Annotated in this window: 18 protein-coding genes and 1 tRNA gene; 3 read left to right on the top strand and 16 right to left on the bottom strand. The window is 61.1% G+C overall.

Features of this window, described 5'->3' with window-relative positions:
* Positions 1–12: 12 nt before the first annotated feature.
* The 14 genes from AB7813_RS21440 to AB7813_RS21375 all read right to left on the bottom strand — a co-directional run bounded on the left by AB7813_RS21440 (position 13) and on the right by AB7813_RS21375 (position 15,609).
* Positions 13–540: a DUF5943 domain-containing protein gene (locus tag AB7813_RS21440; protein WP_320446282.1), complete on the bottom strand. Its 528-nt coding sequence runs from the start codon at positions 538–540 to the stop codon at positions 13–15.
* A gap of 1 nt (position 541) precedes the next feature.
* The gene (locus AB7813_RS21435) at positions 542–1,519 is read right to left on the bottom strand and encodes a dipeptidase (protein WP_439065548.1); all 978 of its coding nucleotides are present in this window, start codon (positions 1,517–1,519) and stop codon (positions 542–544) included.
* 78 nt (positions 1,520–1,597) lie between these two features.
* Positions 1,598–2,317: an ABC transporter ATP-binding protein gene (locus AB7813_RS21430; RefSeq protein WP_089266582.1), complete on the bottom strand. Its 720-nt coding sequence runs from the start codon at positions 2,315–2,317 to the stop codon at positions 1,598–1,600.
* Complete coding sequence (locus AB7813_RS21425) at positions 2,314–3,102, bottom strand: ABC transporter ATP-binding protein (RefSeq protein WP_439065547.1); 789 nt, start codon at positions 3,100–3,102, stop codon at positions 2,314–2,316. Before AB7813_RS21425 ends, AB7813_RS21430 begins: the two co-directional genes overlap by 4 nt.
* On the bottom strand, positions 3,099–4,265 hold the full coding sequence (locus AB7813_RS21420; RefSeq protein ID WP_439065546.1) for a branched-chain amino acid ABC transporter permease: 1,167 nt from the start codon (positions 4,263–4,265) through the stop codon (positions 3,099–3,101). Before AB7813_RS21420 ends, AB7813_RS21425 begins: the two co-directional genes overlap by 4 nt.
* A complete protein-coding gene (locus AB7813_RS21415; protein ID WP_068737795.1) occupies positions 4,262–5,173 on the bottom strand; it encodes a branched-chain amino acid ABC transporter permease in 912 nt (303 codons plus the stop codon). Before AB7813_RS21415 ends, AB7813_RS21420 begins: the two co-directional genes overlap by 4 nt.
* A gap of 22 nt (positions 5,174–5,195) precedes the next feature.
* Positions 5,196–6,380 carry a branched-chain amino acid ABC transporter substrate-binding protein gene (locus AB7813_RS21410; RefSeq protein ID WP_120287824.1) on the bottom strand — a complete coding sequence of 395 codons (1,185 nt, stop codon included), beginning with the start codon at positions 6,378–6,380 and terminating at the stop codon, positions 5,196–5,198.
* A 265-nt stretch (positions 6,381–6,645) separates the two neighbouring features.
* Positions 6,646–7,497 (bottom strand): formyltetrahydrofolate deformylase, encoded by an 852-nt coding sequence (gene purU, locus AB7813_RS21405; protein ID WP_441228350.1) that lies wholly within the window; start codon positions 7,495–7,497, stop codon positions 6,646–6,648.
* A gap of 297 nt (positions 7,498–7,794) precedes the next feature.
* Complete coding sequence (glyA, locus tag AB7813_RS21400; protein ID WP_441228349.1) at positions 7,795–9,084, bottom strand: serine hydroxymethyltransferase; 1,290 nt, start codon at positions 9,082–9,084, stop codon at positions 7,795–7,797.
* Positions 9,085–9,093: 9 nt separating this feature from the next.
* Positions 9,094–10,467 (bottom strand): L-serine ammonia-lyase, encoded by a 1,374-nt coding sequence (locus tag AB7813_RS21395; protein WP_439065545.1) that lies wholly within the window; start codon positions 10,465–10,467, stop codon positions 9,094–9,096.
* A gap of 29 nt (positions 10,468–10,496) precedes the next feature.
* Positions 10,497–11,066: a sarcosine oxidase subunit gamma gene (locus tag AB7813_RS21390; protein ID WP_439065544.1), complete on the bottom strand. Its 570-nt coding sequence runs from the start codon at positions 11,064–11,066 to the stop codon at positions 10,497–10,499.
* Positions 11,059–14,049, bottom strand: coding sequence for a sarcosine oxidase subunit alpha (locus AB7813_RS21385; protein WP_441228348.1), 2,991 nt, complete (start codon positions 14,047–14,049; stop codon positions 11,059–11,061). Before AB7813_RS21385 ends, AB7813_RS21390 begins: the two co-directional genes overlap by 8 nt.
* Positions 14,046–14,339, bottom strand: coding sequence for a sarcosine oxidase subunit delta (locus AB7813_RS21380; protein WP_068737808.1), 294 nt, complete (start codon positions 14,337–14,339; stop codon positions 14,046–14,048). The genes AB7813_RS21385 and AB7813_RS21380 overlap by 4 nt, the downstream gene beginning before the upstream one ends.
* Positions 14,340–14,355: 16 nt before the next feature.
* A complete protein-coding gene (locus tag AB7813_RS21375) occupies positions 14,356–15,609 on the bottom strand; it encodes a sarcosine oxidase subunit beta family protein (RefSeq protein WP_231078505.1) in 1,254 nt (417 codons plus the stop codon).
* Positions 15,610–15,885: 276 nt separating this feature from the next.
* On the opposite strand from AB7813_RS21375, the gene AB7813_RS21370 reads away from it, so the two are divergent.
* From AB7813_RS21370 to AB7813_RS21360, 3 genes are all read left to right on the top strand, one after another.
* On the top strand, positions 15,886–16,401 hold the full coding sequence (locus tag AB7813_RS21370) for a prolyl-tRNA synthetase associated domain-containing protein (RefSeq protein WP_175369494.1): 516 nt from the start codon (positions 15,886–15,888) through the stop codon (positions 16,399–16,401).
* A 191-nt stretch (positions 16,402–16,592) separates the two neighbouring features.
* Positions 16,593–17,696: a GlxA family transcriptional regulator gene (locus AB7813_RS21365; protein WP_115030417.1), complete on the top strand. Its 1,104-nt coding sequence runs from the start codon at positions 16,593–16,595 to the stop codon at positions 17,694–17,696.
* Between the two features lie 33 nt (positions 17,697–17,729).
* Positions 17,730–18,221 carry an N-acetyltransferase family protein gene (locus AB7813_RS21360; protein ID WP_441228984.1) on the top strand — a complete coding sequence of 164 codons (492 nt, stop codon included), beginning with the start codon at positions 17,730–17,732 and terminating at the stop codon, positions 18,219–18,221.
* 121 nt (positions 18,222–18,342) lie between these two features.
* On the opposite strand, the gene AB7813_RS21355 is transcribed toward AB7813_RS21360, so the two are convergent.
* Together AB7813_RS21355 and AB7813_RS21350 are read right to left on the bottom strand one after the other, a co-directional pair.
* Positions 18,343–18,432 (bottom strand) — tRNA-Ser (locus AB7813_RS21355).
* A gap of 301 nt (positions 18,433–18,733) precedes the next feature.
* Complete coding sequence (locus AB7813_RS21350; RefSeq protein ID WP_439065542.1) at positions 18,734–19,828, bottom strand: ROK family protein; 1,095 nt, start codon at positions 19,826–19,828, stop codon at positions 18,734–18,736.
* Between the last annotated feature and the right edge of the window lie 172 nt (positions 19,829–20,000).

Genomic DNA, 20,000 nt, shown 5'->3' with positions numbered 1-20,000 from the left:
CCCCAGCGTAAATTAAGCCGGCTCGACCTTGAACAGACAATGATCGTGAGCGCCTTCAGCCTCGCAGTAGACCTCCTGCGCCCGCAACCTGACCTCACGACCGGCACTTGCGGCAACATATTCGAGCGAGCCTTCGAGCCAAGACGCAAACATGTAACACACCTTGCGGCCACTGTTGCGGCGCTCGCCATCAACCATTGCCGAATTTCGCAAGCGCACTGTCGCCGTCCCTGCTTCCGGCGACACGTCGAGCACATCAAATTGGCCCCATCCGCGCTGCGTGATGCGGCGCATATAGTGACGGAACACATCGACGCCGGACATGCCGTGGAATTCGGCTTCCTTCTCGCACCAGTAATAGGCCGAGCGATGGCCGGCCGGCCGCAGAATGCGCTCCAGCTCCGCAGCTCCCACCGCCGCCTCGATGGCGAAGTGGTTGTTCATATAGAAATGCTGCGGCACCAAGATCATATTGGTCGCATCGACCGACCAGCGCCCGGTCTGGTCATCGACATTGATGTCAACCTGCGGCTTCCCCATCTCAGGCCCCCCAGACGGTCTTCAGGAGATTGACCCAATTCTTGCCAATGACGGCCTCGATGCGTGAGGCTTTCCAGCCGCGCTTTTCCATGGCGGCGGTAAGGTTCGGCCATTCGCCTATGGTCTTGATGCCTTCGGGATTGATGACGTCGCCGAAATTGGTGAGGCGGCGGCCATATCCCTTGTCATGGGTGATCCAGTCGAAGAATTCCTGGCCATAGCCCTGCGTGAAGTCGGTGCCGATACCGACGCTGTTTTCGCCGCAGATATCGATGACGTATTCTATTGCCTCGACATAATCGTCCACAGTCGATGCCGGACCGCGCTTCAGGAAAGGCGGGAACATGGTGACGCCCACAAAGCCGCCGTGATCGACGATGAAGCGCAGCTGCTCGTCGGACTTGTTGCGCGGATGCTCCTTCAAACCGGCTGGCAGGCAGTGCGAATAGGCAACCGGCTGCTTGGAGGCGAGGATGACGTCTTCGCTGGTCTTCGATCCGACATGCGACAGGTCGCAGAGGATGCCGAGACGGTTCATCTCGGCGACAACCTCGCGGCCGAAGTCGGACAGGCCACCGTCCTTGGACTCGTAGCAGCCGGTGCCGACCAGGTTCTGCGTGTTATAGGCCATCTGGATGATGCCGACGCCGAGCTCCTTGAACAGGCCGAGATAGCCGATCTGATCCTCGATACCGGTGACGTTCTGCCAACCCAGGATGATGCCGGTCTTGCCTTCCTCTTTGGCCTTCAGGATGTCAGCGGTGGTGTAAACTTGCTTGAGGATGTCGTCGTTGTCTGCGAACCAGCGCTTCCACTTGACCACATTGCGCATGGTGGCTTCGAAGCCTTCCCAGACGCAGCAGGTGCAGTTGGCGGCTGTCAATCCGCCCTTGCGCATGTCCTCGAAGACCGGGCGCCCGAAATCCGAGATGATCAATCCATCGACGACGATGGCGCTTTCATGGATGGTTGAGGACATGACGTTTCCTTTCAGATGATAGTCTGACTTTTCGTTATGATGCGGCAGCCATATCAGCTAGCGCGACGTTCTTTCTGATCAGTGCGCCCCACCGAAGTAGGCGCTTTGGACTTCCTCGTTCTTTGCCAGCATCTCGGAGTCGCCCTGGACGATGATCTTGCCTTGCGACAGCACATAGCCGTAGTGGGCGATGGCGAGGGTCTGGTTGACGTTCTGCTCGACCAGGAGGACCGTCACACCGGTTTCGTTCAACCGGCGCACGATGTTGAAGTTCTCCTGCACGAATAGCGGAGACAGGCCCAGCGATGGCTCGTCGATGATCAGAAGCTTGGGATCCGTCATCATTCCGCGGCCGATCGACACCATCGCCTGTTCGCCGCCGGACATGGTGCCGGCAAGCTGCTTGGCGCGCTCTTTCAGGCGCGGGAACACCTCATACACCTTGCCAAGGCGCGCTTTGACCGTCTTCTCCGCATTGACGAGATAGGCGCCAACCCGAAGATTCTCTTCGACCGTCATCTTCGCGAAGATCCGGCGCCCTTCGGGAATGCAGGCAATCCCGAGACCGACGATCTCGTGGGTCGCCATCTGATCGAGCGTCTTGCCTTCGAAAGCGATCGAGCCGGCGCGCGGCGGCGTCAGTCGCAGGATTGAGCGGATCAGCGTCGACTTGCCGGCACCATTGGAACCGAGGATACAGGTGATCTTGCCCGGCTGCACGTCGATGGAAATGCCGGACAGCACGTCGGCCCGATCATAGGCGGTGAAGATGTTCTCGACTGTGAGATGACCGCTCATGCTTGCCCCAGATAGGCTTCGCGGACCACAGGATCAGCCGCGACATCACGGAATTTGCCTTCGCAGATCTTCTTGCCGTAGTTCAGCACGACACAGCGATCGGTGACGCGTTCGATCAAGCCCATCTCGTGCTCAACAATGATGATCGTGAGCCCGCCAAGCGATTTGCGGATGCCGAGGATTTCATCCACCACCTGATCCGTCTCGTCATGGGTCATGCCGGCAGACGGTTCATCGAGCAGCACAAGCTTTGGCTTGCCTATCAATGCGCGGCAGATCTCAACCCTGCGCCGATCGATCATGCCGAGCGAGATCGCCGGATCGAACAGCTTGTCCGGCAGCGCGGGATTGAAGACATGCAGCAGCTCGCGGGCTTCATCCGCGATTTTCTGCGCTTCCGCGGCGAATGATTTCCGCTGCACGATATTGTGCCAAAGGCCATTGTTCAGCGTTCGCTGCGCACCCAGCGCAATATTGTCGAACACCGACAGCGACAGGCATAGGCGCGATCGTTGGAACGTGCGCGACAGGCCATAAGACGAGATGTTGTGAGCCTTCTCGCGGGTGATGTCGATGTCACCCAGCAAGATCTTGCCTGCACTTGCGGAATAGACGCCGCTGATCACATTGAGGAACGTGGTCTTACCGGAGCCGTTCGGCCCGATCAGTCCGAGCACTTCGCCATTGCGGACGTCGATGTTCAGCTCATTAAGTGCGAACAGGCCGCCGAAACGGACCGTCAAGCCGCGGCTCTCGAGCAGCACGTCGTTAGACAAGCTCGTCATGCGCTTGCCTCTGTATGCAGTTTCCGGACCCGGCGCGCCACGAGGCCGTCCGGACGCATGGTCAGAATCGCGATGACCAGGACGGCGTAGAAGATGAGCCGGTATTCCTGGATGAATTGAAGCTTCTCGGGCAGCAGGACGACGATCAACGCCGCTGGCAGAACGCCCCAACGATTGCCGATGCCGCCCAGGATCACGATGGACACCATCACCAGCGAGTCGCCGAATGTGAAATTCGCCGGCGCGATGAACCCCGTCATTTTCGCATAGACCGCCCCCATCAGGCCGGCCAGGAAGTTGCCTATCGTGAATGCCAGCACTTTCCAGTAAGCTATCTTTAGTCCGAAAACGGATGCTGCGGTCTCATCGAGGCGCACCACATCGAACCAGACACCGACCCATGAGCGGTCCAGCAGTCCGACAAAGATCATCGCCAGCGCCGTCAGAATACCGGTCAGGATCACATAGTTCACATAGGACGACAGCACGAGGCCGAAGATGTGGATGTCATTGGTGAAGTCCCAGCCGAACAGATTGATGCCGGGAAGCTTCAGGCCCTGCGGACCGCCAAAGAAGTCATTCGCATCGAGAAAGACGTTGAACATCACGCCGAACGCCATGGTCGTCAGTGCGCCGTAATGTCCGCGGGTGCGCAGCACCGGGAGGATGAGCAGCGAGCCGATGAAGACCGCGACCAAGCCGCCGCAGACCAAAACCAGCGCATCGGGTAGACCGCCCTGCTGTCCCAGCATCGCTGCGGTATATCCGCCGGTGCCGGCGAAAGCTGCGGCTGCAAAGTTGGTCAGGCCAGCATAGCCCATCTGCACAGTGAGGCCGAGGCAGATCGTCGCGTAGATCAGCACCGTTGCCAGCATCAGCAGGCCGAAATTGTCGTCGCGCAGCACGAAGATGACAGCGAGCGAGGCCACCGTTATCAGGCCACGCAGCAGCCAGGGATTTTCCGAAGCGGCGACTTCCGTCGCGGCGACGCCTCCGAACCGAGCGGCGCAGAAGCAGACCGCAGCCGTGATCGCCAATGCGACGCCCAGCAATTTCTGGTTTTCGATCAGGACCAGCGCCGTGAGCGCCACTGCAGCGAAGGCCACAGCAACAAACAGCGGCCACACCGGCACCCGTACAAGCGTCCGAGAGGTCGGCGTCATACCCGCTCGCTCCCGCGTTCGGCGAGAAGCCCGGTCGGTCGCCAGGTGATGAGGACGATGATCAGCACGAAAGCGAACACGTTCTTGTAGTCGCTCATCGACGGCATCGCGGCAACGACGAAAGTCTGCAGCCCTGCGAACAGATAGCCGCCGATGATCGCGCCCCAGATATTGCCGAGACCGCCCACGATCGCAGCCGTGAAGCCGATTACGGCCAACAGCAGGCCCATGCTGTAATTGATCTCGCTGTAATACAGCGCATAGATCATGCCGGCGAAGCCTGCGGTGATGGAGCCCAATGCAAAGGTCAGCGGGATGATGCGACCGAAATTGATCCCCATCACACGTGCCGTTTCGGTATCTTCGGCCACCGCCCGCATCGCGAGGCCGAATTTGGAGTGGTTGATAATCCAGTAAACGGCGCCGATCGAGGCGGCGCCGGCAATGATCAGAATAATCGCGTCGGTGCGAAAGAACGACGGACCGATATTGAAACCACCGGCCGGCAGCAGTTCCGGAAAGCGCTGCGGATTGGTGCCGTTCGGAAAGAACAGCCGGATGGCTTCACGGATGGCCGTACCGACCATCATCGTCATCAGCAGCATATTAAGCGGCGGCGCATTGCGCAGCGGCATGATGAGGAAATGCGAGATGCCGGCGCCGACCACCGCGGTCAGTGCCATTGCCACGCACAGCGCGACAATGAACTGCAGCGGCACCGACAGTCCCAGCGCATTCGCCGCCCAGACGGCGACGAGGCCTCCGAAGGCGCCGAGCGTGAGCACGTCCCCGTGCGAGAACTTGATCACGTTCATGACGCCGAAGAAGATGGTGAACCCCATGGCGACGAGGCCATAGATCGTTCCTTGCATCAAGCCGTTCAGCAGGTGTTGACCGATCATACCCATGGGATGTCCCGACGATCCGCGCTTACGGCAGGTTCTTGAGCTTGCGCTTGCCGGACACGTATTCGCTTTCTTCCCAGACCACCCACTTGCCGTCCTGGACGACATAACTCGTGGTCAGCGGCGTGATGTTCTGACCATGGTCGTCGAAGGTGACCGGACCGACGATGGATGGACGGTCCTTCACATCGCCAAGGTCGGTGGTGACCTTGGCGCGATCCGGCCCGACCTTCTCGATGGTCTCCATGACCAGACGGGTGGCGACATAGGCGAACGGTCCATAAGCTTCCGGCGGTTCGGAATAGCCGGCAGCCTTGTAGGCATCCGAGAACATCTTGCCGCCCGGCATCTTGGACAGCGGCGGGCTGTCGAAGAAGGTCAGCGTGCCTTCGGCGAGCTCCGGACCAGCGGCGTTGACGAAGGCATCGCCCATGATGCCGGAATTGCCCTCCAACTGCGCGTTGATGCCGAACTTGGCCATCTGCGTGCGGAGGCGTGCGCCGAGCGGTGTCAGGCCACCAAAATAGATGACCTCCGGATTGAGCTCCTTGATCTTGGTCAGCTCGGCCGACAGATCCTGCTGATCCGGCGGGACCGAGAAGCTGCCCAGGATTTCATTACCGTTCTCGAGCGTGAACTGGGTGAAGTACTTGTTCATCGACTTGCCGTAGTCGGTGGAGTCGGCGAAGGACACGAACTTCTTGTAACCGCGTGCCTTCATGAACTGCGCGCCGATGCGGTTCTGGCCGATCAGGATGCCGCTGACGCGGTGCACTTCGGGATATTTCTTGGCATAGGTAATTTCGGGCAGCACTGCCGCCCACACGACCATCGGCATCTTGAAGCGATTGAAGATATCGACGGTGGCAATCGCGGTGGCGGAACAGTAATGCGGGATCGCGGCAATGATCGAACGATCGGACGCGATCTTGGTGACGACCTGCACGCCCACGTTGGGCTTGCATTCGTCGTCAAGCACGACGAGCTCGTACTCATATTTGGTGTTGGGCTCGGCATTCATCAGCTTCACGGCCAGTTCGGCCGAGTTGCGTCCGCCAATACCGTGAGGCGAAATAGCGCCGGTCAGCGGACCCACGAAGGCGATCTTCACCTTGTCCTTGGCGAAGGCCGCGCTGAAGCTACCAAAGGCCAGTGGCAACACACTCGCAACGGCCAATGCGGCCAAACCACGCTTGCTAATCGTCCCCATCGCTGATCCTTCCAGGTTGATCCAGCCTGCAACGCTAGTGGTCCGGGAATACGGCAGATAGGATGCACGCGCGCTGTTGCTTGTAGAATTGCGTCATAACTACCGAATATCGACTGCCTGTACTTGGTTGGCGCGCCGACTGCTCGTCGGGGCTATTTTGCGCAGCAAACACAATGATTTCGCTGCGCTGCAAAATTCATCGCGAAGATTAAATCTTGGCCTGTCGATGCTTTTCAAACGAGCATTCGTCGTCGCATTGCCGGCGCTAGAACACCACCGTCTTGCGTCCATTCAAAAGGACACGACGCTCGAAATGAAGCCGCACCGCGCGCGCCAAAACTCGCGACTCGATGTCGCGCCCAACGGCGACAAGATCGTCCGAGGACGACGCGTGCGTCACCCGTTCGGTCTCCTGTTCGATGATCGGGCCCTCATCGAGATCCGGCGTCGCGTAATGCGCGGTAGCGCCGATGATCTTGACACCCCTGTCGTGGGCCTGGTGATAGGGCCGCGCGCCCTTGAAGCTCGGCAGGAAGGAATGGTGGATGTTGATGACATGACCATAGAGCTTGCTAGACAGATCGTCCGACAGTATCTGCATGTAACGTGCAAGAATGACCAGATCGGCGCCTTCTCTCAGATACAGCTCGTAGAGTTGCCGCTCCTGCTCCGGCTTGGTCTCGTTGCTGACGAGCCAGTGATAGTACGGGATCCCTGCCTTCACAGCGATCGCTTCGCAATCGCGGTGGTTTGACACGATCGCGACGACCTCGGCTTTCAGCCAGCCGACTTTGACCTGATACAGCAGCTGCTCGAGACAATGGTCCGACTTGGAGACCATGATGATCACCCGGGGACGAGACGCTGCATCGACCAGAACGGCGTTCATCTCGAATCGAGACAATACCGGATTGAGCACCGATTCCAGTGTCTTTCGACTGATCACATCCGGCGTCTCGAAAGCAATACGCATGAACAGGCGGTTGGTCGTCCTGTCCCAGAATTGCGCGCTTTCCAGGATGTTGCTATCGACATCGGAAATCGCCGTCGTGACGGTCGACACGATGCGCGGGCGATCCTGGCAATAGAAGGTCAAGATCCAGTTCTTCTTCACCATCTTGCTTGTCTCGGTGGTGGATCGATCGCGCGGCTGCGATCGCCATGGGCTGAAAACATGTTGGTGTGACTGCCGCGCAACGGGATCCGCAGACGCCCGCATCACGCGATCCGACGATGCCTGTCGGCGCAGTGTCGCGTCAGCCTTTTGCCGACACCTTCGAAGATCGCCGTGATCGGCGCCTGCGGCTTGTGGACGGTGACACGCACGGCGCTGGCGCGCGTGAACATTCAGCCCTTGGATGAATATCCCGTCCGCCAGCAGCCCCTCTCCGACACGCTCCATCAAGCGGCCTGATCAGGACCGATAGATCGGGAACGACGCAACCAGCTCGGCGACGCGGCCACGTACCTTTGCCTCGACCTCCGGCGCTCCCTGGTCCGGCGCGCTGGAATTCGCATCCAGGACGGCGGCAATGAGCTTGCCGACTTCTTCGAATTCACCGACGCCAAAACCGCGCGACGTCGCGGCCGGCGAGCCGAGCCGGATGCCCGACGTGATGGTCGGCTTCTCCGGATCGAACGGGATACCGTTCTTGTTGCAGGTGATGTTCGCCCGCCCAAGCGCCGCCTCGGCGAGCTTGCCGTTCAGGTTCTTTGGCCGGACATCGACCAGCATCAGGTGATTGTCGGTGCCACCGGTGACGATCGGATAGCCGGCCTTTGAGAGCGTGTCCGCCAACGCGCGCGCATTGGCGACGACGTCAGCCGCATATTGACCGAACGAGGGTTGCAGCGCTTCGCCGAACGACACGGCCTTGGCGGCGATGACATGCATCAGCGGCCCGCCCTGCAGTCCCGGAAAAATCGCCGAATTGATCTTCTTGGCGATGTCCTCGTCATTGGTCAGGATCAGTCCGCCGCGCGGTCCGCGTAGCGTCTTGTGGGTGGTCGAGGTCACCACATGCGCATGCGGGAACGGCGACGGATGAGCGCCGCCGGCGACGAGACCAGCGAAATGCGCCATATCGACGAACAGATGGGCTCCGACCGCATCCGCGATGCGGCGGAACGCGGCAAAATCCCAGAACCGCGAATAGGCCGAGCCGCCGGCGACGATCACCTTCGGCTTGTGCTCCACTGCCAGTTTCTCGAGCTGCTCCATATCGATGATGCAGTCGTCGCGGCGAACGCCATAGCTGACGACGTTGAACCACTTGCCCGACATGTTCGGTTTGGCGCCATGGGTGAGATGACCGCCCGCCGCAAGATCGAGGCCCATGAAGGTGTCGCCGGGCTTCATCAGCGCCATGAACACCGCTTGGTTGGCCTGGCTCCCGGAATTCGGCTGCACATTGGCATAGCCGCAGCCGAACAGCGTCTTGGCGCGCTCGATCGCCACCTCCTCGACTTCGTCGGCGAAGCGACAGCCGCCATAGTAGCGCCGGCCGGGATAGCCTTCGGCATATTTGTTGGTCAGCACCGAGCCCTGCGCCTGCAGCACTGCACGCGATACGATGTTCTCGGATGCGATCAGTTCGATCTCGTCACGCTGCCTGCCGAGTTCTCCGGCCAGCGACGACGAGATGGTCGGATCTGCTTGGGCGAGATCGGCTGTGAAGAATGCCTCGCGTTCGGCTTGGGTCATGGTCTTCCCTCAACATTCTGCCAGATTGACAGCGAGACCTCCCAGTGAAGTCTCCTTGTATTTCGATTGCATGTCGCGCCCGGTCTCGCGCATCGTCGCGATCACCTTGTCGAGCGGCACCACATGGGTGCCGTCGCCCTGCAACGCGAGCGAGGCCGCATTGATCGCCTTCACGGCACCAAAGGCGTTGCGCTCAATGCATGGCACCTGCACCAACCCGCCGATCGGATCGCAGGTCATGCCGAGGTGATGCTCCATGCCGATCTCGGCCGCGTTCTCGATCTGCTCATTGGTGCCGCCGAGCACCGCCGCCAGCCCCGCCGCTGCCATCGAGCAGGCCGAGCCGACCTCGCCCTGGCAGCCGACTTCCGCGCCGGAAATCGACGCATTCATTTTAAACAGCGCGCCGATAGCCGCGGCAGTCAGTAGGAACACGCGCATGTTTTCCGGTGACGCCTCGCGGCAATGGTCGCGGAAATAGCGAAGCGTGGCCGGGATGATGCCCGCCGCGCCGTTGGTCGGTGCCGTCACCACCTTACTGCCGGCCGCATTCTCCTCGTTGACCGCGATCGCATACAGGCTGACCCAATCCATCACCTCATGCTGGGTGCGGCTGTTCGAACTTGCAGCGGCGACAAGGCGCCGATGCAGTGAGGGCGCGCGGCGCTTGACGTTCAGTCCGCCCGGCAGCTGCCCCTCTTTGGTCATGCCGCGATCGATGCAGTCCATCATCACCTGGATGATGCGATCGAGCCGTTGCTCGATCTCGTCCGCCGGGAGCGACGACATCTCGTTGGCCATGACAATCTGCGCAATCGACAGACCGGTTTTCGCACCGATCTCAAGCAGCTGCCTGCCCGACCTGAAAAGATGCGGGACGGGAACGTCCTCGACAATGCCGACGACGCCGACCTGCGCTTCCGGAACGACAAAGCCGCCGCCGACGGAGCACCAGCGTTCATCGTGAAGGACATGACCGGCCGCATCGAAGGCGGAGAGCGCCAGCGTATTCGGATGGTTTGGCGGCTCGGTCACACCGTCGAAGATGATGTCATTGGCGAAGTCGAACGGAATGTTGCGCCGCTCGGCAACCCGCAGCGTGCCCGCCGCGCGGGCGCCATCGACCAGCGTCTCCGCTTCTTCTGGATCGATCGTTTCCGGAAACTTGCCGGCAAGCCCGAGAACGACCGCCTTGTCGGTGCCATGACCGCGGCCGGTCCAGGCCAGCGAGCCGAACAGCTCGACCTTCACGCGCGCGAGATCCTTCAGCAGACCACGCTCCGCAAGCTGGCTGGCAAACAGCGCCGCGGCCTTCATCGGTCCCATCGTATGCGACGACGACGGCCCGATGCCTATCTTGAAGAGATCGAACGTTCCAATCATCGCGCGGTCTCCAGGGCGCAGCCGGGCTGCTAGGACAGGCTTCGCGCTTCGTCGAGGAATTGCCAGACATAGGGCGCAAACGAACGCCATACATCCACGTGGAACACGTGCTCTTCAGAACGTGACAGCAGAAGTGATGTCTTGCCCAGCACCGTGCGCGTGCACATCCCGACCGGGAACGCCTTGAGGGACAGATCCAGCGGACAGCCATGGTTCAGCACCAGCGCCGCCGTCGGACCTGCAACCGCGATGCCATCCGAACGATGACTGACATCGACCAGCGAGCAGGCCTGCGCCTGCAGCGCTACCGACATCCCGCCGAAGACTTCGATCGGATCCTCGTTCACCGCCTGGAACAGCCATTCGTCCGGCCCCAACCAATAGACCGACCGGCCGCCGACCGCCGCGAAGCGGCAAGCCTCAAGGCTCGGTTTGACGCCAAAATGCGCCCCGGCAGCCTCGATCGCCTCGGTCTTGCCGCGAAACACCAGCTTCGCCGCATCGGGAAGAATCGAGAGCGTCGTGGCGAACGCAGCAGTGGTGCCGGATGACTGCATTGGGGACAACGCGTTCGAACGCATGATCGCAGGACTAAGCATTCAAACGTTCCCCCTTCGGATCGAACAATATCGAGTCGACGACTTTCGCTTTGATCACGCCGTCCGGCATCGGGATCGAGAGCTCCTCACCCATCCGCGAGCGACCGCCGCGAACGAGTGCCAGCGCGATCGAGCGGTTCAGCGTCGCGCTCCAGTAGGCGGAGGTGACATGTCCGATCATCGGCACCGGGATCGGATGGGTCGGATCAAGCACGATCTGGGCGCCCTCTTCGAGAACCACCTTGGGATCCGTCGTCAGCAACCCGACCAGTTGCTTGCGGTCTTCCCTGACCAGCGCCGGCCGCGACAGCGAGCGCTTGCCGACGAAATCCCGCTTCGCCTTGCCGACAGCCCAGCCGAGGCCGGCGTCATCGGGCGTCACCGTGCCGTCGGTTTCCTGACCGACAATAATGTAGCCCTTCTCCGCGCGCAGCACGTGCATGGTCTCGGTACCGTAGGGCGTGATCCCGTAAGGCTTGCCCGCCGCGAAAATCGCTTCCCAGACCGCCCGGCCATAGCCGGCGGGGACGTTGACCTCGAAGCCCAGTTCGCCAGTGAACGACACCCGGAATAGCCGCGTCGGCACGCCGCAGATACGTCCTTCCCGGACGCTCATATGCGGCATGGCATCGGCCGACAAATCGATGCCCTCGACCAGCGGCTCCAGCACCTTGCGCGCATTCGGTCCCTGCAAGGCAATGACCGACCACTGCTCGGTAGTCGAGGTGAGCCACACTTCGAGGTCCGGCCATTCGGTCTGGAGGTAGTCCTCCATCATGGACAGCACGCGGGCCGCACCGCCGGTCGTCGTGGTAACGTGGAAACGATCCGTCGCCATGCGGCCGACGACGCCGTCATCCATGATGAAGCCGTCTTCGCGCAGCATCACGCCATAGCGCAGCCGACCGGGCTCGAGCTTGGTCCAGGCATTGGTGTACATGCGATTCATGAATTCGGCAGCGTCCTTGCCGACGATCTCAATCTTGCCAAGCGTTGAGGCATCGAAGATGCCGACCGACTCGCGCGTCGCCTTGCATTCGCGCGCGACGGCGGCATTCATGTCCTCGCCCACCTGCGGGAAATACCAGGCGCGCTTCCAGACGCCGACATCCTCGAACCGTGCGCCCTGGGCTTCGGCCCATGGATGGATGCTGGTCTTGCGCACGGGATCGAACAGATCACCACGCGATTGGCCGGCAAAGGATCCGAAGGTCGTCGGCGTATAAGGCGGCCGGAACGTGGTCAGGCCGACCTTCGGCACCGCGACATCGATCTGCTTCGACACGACACCGAGGGCGTTCATGTTGGACAGCTTGCCCTGGTCGGTGGCCATGCCGGTGGTCGTATAGCGCTTGACGTGTTCGATCGACCGAAACCCTTCGCGGGTCGCGAGCCGGACATCCTTGGCCGTCACGTCGTTCTGGAAATCGACCCAGGCGCGTTTCTCCGCCTGATGATCGGCCATCACGGAGCCGATGAACGCATCGGCACCCACCGACTGCGTGGAGACCGTATAGCTGCGCTCGCCGCGCGGGGAGAAGCCGGCCTTGGCCGCAGCGTCCCGACCACCCTTGGCACCGCTTTCGATGGCGCTTTCGAGCGCGAACAGTCCCTTGCACGCCCCGACCGACCGCTCACGCTCGACAGACTCGCCAGGCACATAGGCCCGCAGCTCTTCGCTGTAGCTGAGCTTGCCGCGGCTCTGCGAGAACAGATGCACCGACGGCGTGAACCCGCCGGACATCAGGATAAGATCGCAAGCCACCGTCTCGGCATCGCCGCCTTGCGCGTTGGAGATCTGCGCCGACTTTACCCGCAGCCAGCCCGACGTGCCGCGAACGATGCTGTCGGAGCGAACCTTGATGCCTTCGGCGCGTGCCTTGTCGACCCAATAGCCCGACACGCTCTTGCGCAGATCCACGATCACCTGGATCCTGGCACCGGCTGCCTTGAGGTCCAGCGCCGCGCGATAGGCGCTGTCGCAGGCGGTGAATACGACCACCTGCTTGCCCGGCACCACGCCGTACCGATTCACATAGGTCCGGGCAGCACCGGCCAGCATGATGCCCGGCCGGTCATTGTCGGTGAAGACGAGCGGCCGCTCGATCGCGCCGGCGGCCAGCACGACTTCCTTAGCCCTGACCTGCCAGAGCCGCTCACGCGGCTGGTTCGTCGCGGGATTGCTGAGGTGGTCGGTGACGCGCTCGTTGAGACCGACAAAATTGTGCGGGTACCAGCCGAACGCCGTCGTACGCGACATCAGCTTCACGTTGGGGCGCTTGCGCAATTCATCGAGCGCCGCACGCGCCCAGTCGGCGGCCTGCATGCCGTCGATCGATGCCGAACGATCAGACAGCAGCGAGCCGCCCATCTCTGCCTGCTCGTCGCACAGGATCACGGTGGCATCGCTGTTGCTGGCTTCGAGCGCTGCGGCAAGACCCGCAGGTCCGGCGCCGACGATCAGCACGTCGCAATGCGCAAACACCTGCGTATAGCGATCGGCATCCGGCTCGGCTGGCGCTTTGCCGAGACCCGCCATCCGCCGGATTACCGGCTCATAGAGCTTCTTCCAGGCCGTGCGCGGCCACATGAAGGTCTTGTAGTAGAAACCCGCCGGCAGGAAGGCCGAGAAATATTCGTTGAGGAAGCCGGCATCGGTCTCGAGCGACGGCCAGCGATTCTGGCTTTCGGCCACCAGCCCGTCATAGATCTCGACCTGGGTCGCGAGCAGGTTCGGTGTATAGCGCGACTGGGTCGCGCCGACACCGACCAGCGCATTCGGCTCTTCCGAGCCCGCCGAGACGAAGCCGCGCGGCCGATGATACTTGAACGAACGCCCGACCAAATGCACGCCATTGGCGATCAACGCGGAGGCGAGCGTGTCGCCGGTCAAACCCTGATACGACTTTCCGTCGAACGTGAAATGAACTGCGTTGCGGCTTTCAGCGACGTCACCGCGCCGCACGCGATACGTACCCGTCATGGCTTGGCACCCTGATGTTCGGCTTCGGGGCGCTCGCCCATGCGATAGGTGCGCTTGATGACGTCCGTGGTCGTGTCGCGGCTGGCATTGAAGAAACGGCCGCAGCCATTGGCGTGCCGCCAACGCTCGTGATGCAGCCCCTTGGTATTGTCGCGCATATAGAGATAGGCGGCCCACTCGTCGTCAGTGAGGCTCATCGGGTCGGCCGGGCGGGCGATATGCGCCTGCCCGCCATTGGCGAATTCGGCCTCCGGGCGCGGCCCGCAATAGGGGCAATTGATCAAGAGCATCTCGTTTTCCCCGCTATCAATGCGCCACGGCGGCCGCAGCCGCTTCGTCGATCACGGCACCATCGCGGAATCGCTCGATGGTGAACGGCGCATTGATCTTGTTCGGCTCATCCTTGGCGATCGTACTGGCGAACACCTCGCCCGATCCCGGCGTCGCCTTGAAGCCGCCGGTACCCCAGCCGCAATTGACGTACAGCCCGGATACCGGCGTCTTCGCCACGATCGGCGAACGATCCGGCGTGACGTCGACGATGCCGCCCCAGTTGCGCAGCATGCGCAGGCGCCGGAACGCCGGCACCAGTTCGCAGATCGCATCCAGCGTATGATTGACGATGTGCAGGCCGCCACGCTGCGTATAGGACGTGTAGACGTCCGTTCCCGCCCCAATCACCATCTCGCCTTTGTCCGACTGCGAGATATAGGCGTGGATCGTGTTCGACATCACCACGCAGGGGAAGATCGGCTTGACCGGCTCGCTGACCAGCGCCTGCAGCGGGAAGCTTTCCAGCGGCAGACGCACGCCGGCCATGTTCATCACCGTGCTGGTATTGCCGGCCGCGACGACGCCGATGCGCTTCGCATTGATGCTGCCGCGCGTTGTATCGACGCCCACCACCTCGCCGGTCGGCGCGCGGCGGATGCCAGTGACTTCGCAATTCTCGATGATATCCACGCCGAGCGCGTCGGCAGCGCGGGCATAGCCCCAGGCCACAGCGTCGTGCCGCGCCGTGCCACCGCGGCGCTGCAGCGCGCCGCCGAGGATCGGATAGCGCATGGACCCACCGACGTTCAGCGGCGGACAGAATTCTTTGCATTCCTCCGGCGACAGCCATTCATTGTCGATGCCGTTGAGACGGTTGGCATGAACGTGTCGCTTGAAGCTCTGCACATCGTGAATGTTGTGCGCCAGCATCAAGACGCCGCGTGGTGAATACATCACATTGTAGTTCAGTTCCTGCGATAGCCCTTCCCACAGTTTGAGGGCGTGCTCGTAGATCCCGGCGCTTTCGTCGAACAGATAGTTCGAGCGAATGATCGTGGTGTTCCGGCCGGTATTGCCGCCGCCGATCCAGCCCTTTTCGAGAACGGCAACGTTTTTGACGCCGTAGCGGCTGGCCAGGTAGTAGGCCGTTGCAAGTCCGTGGCCACCACCACCGACGATGATGACGTCATAGCCCGGTTTCGGTTCAGGCGAACGCCACTGTCGCTGCCAACCGGCATGACCGGTCAGCCCTGCCCGTAGTAATGAAAGCGCTGAAAATTTCTGCATGGCTGTCCACGTTGTGATTGGATGGAGCCTACAACTCGCTGCCGCTTCGCTGCCAGCATCAGCCCGCCAATCATGTTGGATCAGAGCGACATCGGAACGCCGCAGGTTTGCAAAGCCCCGACACGAAACACGTAGATTTGCGACAAGCCGCCCGGCTTCGCTCGCCAGGGTCTCGAATTCGCGACGTATCCATGCGACACGGATCGCTGCCATGTAGACAGGACGGCATGCCCCGGGCGCACGCAGTCCCGCCCTCGACGATCAAGGACACGCAGGATGAGCATCGAACGCAGCGACGAGATTCTTCAGTATCTCAAAGACAAGTCGATCGTGGTGGAGACGTTCGAACACCCGCCCGTGCATACGGTGGAAGAGTCGCGTGCGCTACGCGGCGACATTCCCGGCATTCACACCAAGAACCTGTTCCTCCGCGACGGCAAGAAGCGGTTCTTCCTGTTCGTCACCGACGAAGCCGCGACCGTTCACCTGAAGTCGCTGGCAAAGACGATCGGCGCCAAGGGCGGGCTGTCATTTGGAAGCGCGGAAGCCCTGAAGGAATTGCTTGGGATCGAACCGGGATCGGTCTCGATCCTGGCGCTCTACAACGATGCCAATCAGGCGGTCACTCCCGTCATCGATGCGCGCTTACGATCGGCGGAGCGCATCAATTGCCACCCCGTCATCAACAGCCGCACGACATCGCTGTCGGTCGGTGCACTCGACGCATTTCTTGCTGCGATCGGCCGCGAAGCGCAGTTCGCGACGCCAGAAGAGCCGCCGTCCGCCGGCTGACCCTCCTGCGCCGCACCGGCCGACCTGATCTGGCCGCAACAATCTGGGGCTTCTCGGTTCCCAGCCGACGCCCCGAACGTCGCGCACCAGGCGAGACGCTTCGCCGCCCTTGCGCGCGCGGCAATGTATTTTTAGGATCAGTCCGTCGCAAATGCCTGCCCCGGCGCGCTGGAGGTATGTAATGATGCGACATGGGTCCGTTTTGGAGCATCGTCTCGCGGCGATCACCCGGATTGCCATTCGACCATATGGTGAATGCGAAGGCAGGGGTGATGCAACCAAAGGTCCGTCCGCTGCGCGTTGGCTTCATTCTGACCAAGAATTTCACGCTGACTGCGTTGGCCAGCTTCGTGGACGTGCTGCGTCTCGCCGCCGACGAAGGCGACAACAGTCGGCCGATCCGCTGCCAGTGGCACATCATGGCCGACACCGACGAGCCGATCCGTTCGAGTTGCGGTCTGCTGATGTATCCGAATTCCCGGTTCCTCGATCCGCGCGAGCTCGATTATGTCGTCGTCGTGGGTGGCCTGCTGCATCAGGGCCCGCAGATCGATGACAAGATCAAGCGCTATCTGCTGGAGGCTGCGAACACCAAGGTCGATCTGATCGGCGTCTGCACCGGCAGTTTCGTGCTGTGGCGTCTAGGCCTTCTCAACCAGAAAAAGTGCTGCATCAGTTGGTACCACTATCGCGATTTCCTGGAGGAATTCGGCGAGACACTCCCGGTGGCCGACCAGCTCTTCGTCATCGACGGCAACCGCATCACCTGTTCGGGCGGCATGGGCGTTGCCTACCTCGCCGCCCATATCGTGGAACAACGCATGGGCCTGTCGAGCGCGCAGAAGGCGCTCCACATCATGTTGATCGATCGCATGAAACCCGGATCTTCGGCTCAATCGGCGCCGCCGACCGAATTTGCCGAGACCGACGGACGGATTTCGCGCGCGCTGCTAATGATGGAGCAGAACCTATCAGCGCCGCTGTCTGTCGCGCGACTGGCCGGCAAGGTCAGTCTGAGCACGCGGCAACTGGAGCGCCTTTTCAAAGAGGAAACTGGACAGTCGCCGCAGGCGACATATCTGCGGCTGCGCCTGAAACATGCACGGTGGATGTTGAAGACCGACCTATCGCTGGCCGCAATCGCCGCCGAAACCGGCTTCGTCGACGGTTCGCATCTCAGCAAGGCGTTCAAGGCCGCCTTCAATACCAACCCGTCCGAGGAACGCCGCAGAATAATCGGTCAATCCCACGGGCAAGATGCCGGCGAAGGTCGGCGTATATTCAGTCTGGCTTAGGCGGCACTTGTTATGGTCATGCACTCCGACGACCTGATCATTCGCCCGGCTGAGCCGGCAGACCGGGCAGACATCTGGTCGGTCATCGAGCCGACCATTCGTGCAGGCACGACCTACGCCCTGGACCCCCTGATGACGAAGGACGATGCTTTGTCCTACTGGCACGGTCCGGATAAACGAACCTTCGTTGCCGTGCGCCAAGGTCAGATCGTGGGATCTTATTATGTGCGCGCCAACCAGGACGGTGGTGGCAGCCACGTGGCCAATTGCGGCTACATGACGCTGGCGAGCGCGCAAGGCGGCGGTGTGGCGCGCAATATGTGCCTACACTCGCTCGACTATGCCAGAAGCTCCGGATTTCGCGCGATGCAATTCAACTGTGTCGTCAGCAACAATATACGTGCGGTGAAACTCTGGACCACGCTCGGCTTCGCGATTGTCGGGCGGCTGCCTGAGGCTTTTCGGCTTCCGACTGGCGACTATGTTGATGCCCTTGTGATGTTTCGTAAGCTTGACGCTCAATAACGGCATTGCGAGGCGCACAAGACATAGATAGAGCCATGCGTACTACCCGTGTGCACCAAACGGGAAGCAAAAGCCTCTTACTTCCAATGACCCATTGATTTCATTGCGATTTTTATCTGGTTGGCGGAGAGGGGGGGATTCGAACCCCCGATGGGCTTGCACCCATGCCGCATTTCGAGTGCGGTACAATCAACCACTCTGCCACCTCTCCAAGGCGCCAAGACCCACGGTCGCCCGTGGGTGGTTGCGCGGAGTTCTAGGCGAGGATGGCGGGCCAGACAAGACGGGCAGAGCGGAAAATCCGCACCCAATTGCCCGCAGAGCCGCAAAAGCTGGCTCTAGCTAGCGCGTAGACTAGGAAGCCAGCCTTTTCGTTGCAGATTCGCAGCGGCAACGCACGCTATGGTTGGACGCGCGGCATGACGAGCCATGGCGGCGCCAGGATGATTCGCCGACGGATGCATGCACTCGGCCATTGGCCGAGGCGGCAACGGGACGCTCAACGGTCCTGCTCAATCCTTGTCTTTCTTCGCTTTCTTGTCGTCCTTCTCTTTCTTGCGGTTGGTGAAGCGAGCATTGCCCAGCCCCGTTCCGATCGTCAGCACGCCCCATCGTTCGAAGTCCTGCATAAAAGGGACTTCACTGAGGCCTTGGACAACGCCGTCGTTGTGCATGAGCACCGCAGTATCGTGATCCCCGATTGTGGGAATGCCTTCGGCGAGCAAGGCCGGCAGGTTGAACTTGCTGCTTTCCCAATTACCCGGAAGATTCTGCGCTCCCTTCGCGATGGTGCCGTCTTCGTTGATCACCCCCGGGCACGAGATGCCGATGAACGGCGCCAGCTTGAGGCCTTCGTTGTCGGCGGCGGAGATCAGATCCTTCAGCATCTTCACCAGCCGTTTGACGGCGCCTTCACGCGTCGGCTCGTCATCGGCATGTCTCCAGAGATCGGATTTCCACACCGAGGCCTTGGAGAGATCCTTCGATTTCTTCCATGCGGTTTCGACCACACCGCAACGGATGTTGGAGCCGCCGATGTCGACCGCAAGAATGCTGTCGTAACCTTCGAAAATCCATGACGGCGCCAGATGCAGGCAACCGATCAGGCCGGCTTCATCTGGATGAAACCGGATCGGCACCAACGCAACCTTGAGATCCTCGGCCTTGAGGATGATGTCCGTGCGCGCAATAACAAGTTCCCCGACACGACTCTGGCGGAAACCGCCGCCGACCACGATGCATTCCGTATCTGCCCAGGCCTTCGTCTTGAAGAAGCGCTGCGTGACGTAAGCCAGCTCCCGCGCGAATTCTTCGATCGCACCATGGACGAGTGCAGCCGCGGCCACATCGTCGCCAAGCAGGATTTCGTCGAGGCTGGATTTACTGATCTCGTTGGCAGCCTTTTTGCCGAGCGGATCGTCGCCGTTTTTCTTCAATGGCTTTCTGAGATCATCCAGTATGCGCTGAAAAGCGCCCTTGCTGGCGCGGTCACCGAGAAAGCCGTTGTCGTCCTTCAGCTCGATGTTGAACGTGTCCACATCAACGGACGGCAGCCGCTTGGCACCGTGATTGCCGATGCCTACGGTCGTCATTGTGTCTTCAGCCATATTGCCCCTGCCAGACTAGAACCGCATGACAATGCCCCGGGAGCCGGTTTGTTTCATCGCCCCGCCGGGATGATCGTACCGCTCCCCTTTTGCGTCGGTCCCGCGAGCCGGTTTCAATGAAACCGGTAGAACATCCTTAACTAACCAACAGGGCAGCAACCCAAGCCACTAC

The organism is Tardiphaga sp. 20_F10_N6_6 (assembly GCF_052076045.1).
Classification (GTDB): Bacteria; Pseudomonadota; Alphaproteobacteria; order Rhizobiales; family Xanthobacteraceae; genus Tardiphaga; species Tardiphaga robiniae.
This window is presented reverse-complemented; position numbering and strand designations above follow the sequence as displayed.

Excerpts from the sequence above, each read along its gene's own strand:
- AB7813_RS21385 (WP_441228348.1), bottom strand. The coding sequence starts at position 14,049 with ATGACGGGTACGTATCGCGTGCGGCGCGGTGACGTCGCTGAAAGCCGC.
- glyA (WP_441228349.1), bottom strand. The coding sequence starts at position 9,084 with ATGACCCAAGCCGAACGCGAGGCATTCTTCACAGCCGATCTCGCCCAA.
- AB7813_RS21395 (WP_439065545.1), bottom strand. The coding sequence starts at position 10,467 with ATGATTGGAACGTTCGATCTCTTCAAGATAGGCATCGGGCCGTCGTCG.
- AB7813_RS21410 (WP_120287824.1), bottom strand. The coding sequence starts at position 6,380 with ATGGGGACGATTAGCAAGCGTGGTTTGGCCGCATTGGCCGTTGCGAGT.
- AB7813_RS21390 (WP_439065544.1), bottom strand. The coding sequence starts at position 11,066 with ATGCTTAGTCCTGCGATCATGCGTTCGAACGCGTTGTCCCCAATGCAG.
- AB7813_RS21430 (WP_089266582.1), bottom strand. The coding sequence starts at position 2,317 with ATGAGCGGTCATCTCACAGTCGAGAACATCTTCACCGCCTATGATCGG.
- AB7813_RS21425 (WP_439065547.1), bottom strand. The coding sequence starts at position 3,102 with ATGACGAGCTTGTCTAACGACGTGCTGCTCGAGAGCCGCGGCTTGACG.
- AB7813_RS21370 (WP_175369494.1), top strand. The coding sequence starts at position 15,886 with ATGAGCATCGAACGCAGCGACGAGATTCTTCAGTATCTCAAAGACAAG.
- AB7813_RS21435 (WP_439065548.1), bottom strand. The coding sequence starts at position 1,519 with ATGTCCTCAACCATCCATGAAAGCGCCATCGTCGTCGATGGATTGATC.
- AB7813_RS21415 (WP_068737795.1), bottom strand. The coding sequence starts at position 5,173 with ATGGGTATGATCGGTCAACACCTGCTGAACGGCTTGATGCAAGGAACG.
- purU (WP_441228350.1), bottom strand. The coding sequence starts at position 7,497 with ATGGTGAAGAAGAACTGGATCTTGACCTTCTATTGCCAGGATCGCCCG.
- AB7813_RS21380 (WP_068737808.1), bottom strand. The coding sequence starts at position 14,339 with ATGCTCTTGATCAATTGCCCCTATTGCGGGCCGCGCCCGGAGGCCGAA.
- AB7813_RS21440 (WP_320446282.1), bottom strand. The coding sequence starts at position 540 with ATGGGGAAGCCGCAGGTTGACATCAATGTCGATGACCAGACCGGGCGC.
- AB7813_RS21375 (WP_231078505.1), bottom strand. The coding sequence starts at position 15,609 with ATGCAGAAATTTTCAGCGCTTTCATTACTACGGGCAGGGCTGACCGGT.
- AB7813_RS21420 (WP_439065546.1), bottom strand. The coding sequence starts at position 4,265 with ATGACGCCGACCTCTCGGACGCTTGTACGGGTGCCGGTGTGGCCGCTG.
- AB7813_RS21350 (WP_439065542.1), bottom strand. The coding sequence starts at position 19,828 with ATGGCTGAAGACACAATGACGACCGTAGGCATCGGCAATCACGGTGCC.
- AB7813_RS21365 (WP_115030417.1), top strand. The coding sequence starts at position 16,593 with ATGGGTCCGTTTTGGAGCATCGTCTCGCGGCGATCACCCGGATTGCCA.